Raw genomic sequence first — 1,248 nt, 5'->3', positions numbered from 1 at the left:
GTGACATGATCCCGTCGGTCACGGGAGGCCAGGTGAACGTCGCCTCCTCCAGCCGCTTGTAGGCCATCACCAATCCAGTACCGTCCCAGAACAGGATCTTGAGCCTGTCAGCCCGCTTCGAACGGAAGACGAAGACGGCTCCCGCGAACGGGTCTTCCTTCAGGGCCGACTGCACCAGCGCGGCCAGGCCGTCATGGCCCTTGCGGAAATCCACTGGCTTCGTCGCGATCAGGATCCGCACCCGGTCGGACGGGATCATGCCAGCGCCCGCACCACGGACGCGATCCTCTCCGGCGAGGCGCCGGGCTCGAGCCGCACCGTCACCGCGCCGACGGCGATCTCGACGCTGCCGCTGGCAGAAGGCCCCGTATCCGTCGGCGCATCCGGCGTCGCCACCATCAGTGACACGAACTCCATCGCGCCATCGGGCGCCGGAAGCACCAGCCTTCCGTCCCGCGCCATCCGCCGCCAGGCCGAGACCTGGTTCGCCTGCAGCCCGTGCCGCGCTGCAACCTCATTCACGGTCGCGCCGGGACGCAGGGTCTCGGCCACGATCTCCGCCTTCAGCTCGTCCGGCCACTTCCGGTTCCTGCGCTGCGTTGCGCGCTCGTTCGTGAGAACCTCAAAATATGCGCTCATTGAGAAAGTCACTCCCTGCTCCTTGCAGGAAATGAGATCTCAGAACCGCAGCCTCACAAACAGGTGGGGCCGGGACATCGCATACACTCCGCCCGCCGTCCGACTGGACGCGGGCCTCCGAGGTCCCATGGGGACGTGGTTCCGGCAATGCCGTGGGTCTGACTGTTGCCGCCCTTCAGGGTGAGCACGCAAGTGAGATGGGCAGGCCGGAATTGCATCGAACCAGCATCATGTTGGCAGCCGCCGCGCTGACCACGGACCGAAGCATGCACCCCGGGGACCCCAGCAGCGAGGCCGCGCTCCAGGGACGGATGGCAACCTGATCTACCGAAACACCGCTCTGGCGGATCAGGTCGCTTGGCCGAAAACGCTTGACGGAGACGGCCCCGTTACCGAAGTCAGACCCAAAATTGCACGCCGAAACACAGACGAACGACTTCCAGCGTTCCATCGGGGCCTGATCAGCCTCGGCGGATCCGGGCAGACGGACCGGCGAAGGGTATGGAGCTATGGCTGAATTTGGGTGACGCGGCTTGATCAGGCGGCGCGGCTTTCATCGGCGTCAGCCAAGGCGACACCGTCGGTGAATTTGACACCTTCGATCACGCG

The 1,248-nt window shown here is 65.4% G+C and carries 2 protein-coding genes; both read right to left on the bottom strand.

Features of this window, described 5'->3' with window-relative positions:
* Positions 1–259: IS66 family insertion sequence element accessory protein TnpB (gene tnpB / locus HCC78_RS32605; RefSeq protein WP_172332828.1), on the bottom strand; the 259-nt coding region annotated here is incomplete at its 3' end.
* On the bottom strand, positions 256–639 hold the full coding sequence (locus HCC78_RS32600; protein WP_172332827.1) for a transposase: 384 nt from the start codon (positions 637–639) through the stop codon (positions 256–258). The genes HCC78_RS32600 and tnpB, both read right to left, overlap by 4 nt.
* Between the last annotated feature and the right edge of the window lie 609 nt (positions 640–1,248).

The organism is Mangrovicoccus sp. HB161399 (genome assembly GCF_013184745.1).
Taxonomy (GTDB): domain Bacteria; phylum Pseudomonadota; class Alphaproteobacteria; order Rhodobacterales; family Rhodobacteraceae; genus Mangrovicoccus.
This window is presented reverse-complemented; position numbering and strand designations above follow the sequence as displayed.

Coding starts and splice junctions, on each gene's coding strand:
- HCC78_RS32600 (WP_172332827.1), bottom strand. CDS start 639: ATGAGCGCATATTTTGAGGTTCTCACGAACGAGCGCGCAACGCAGCGC.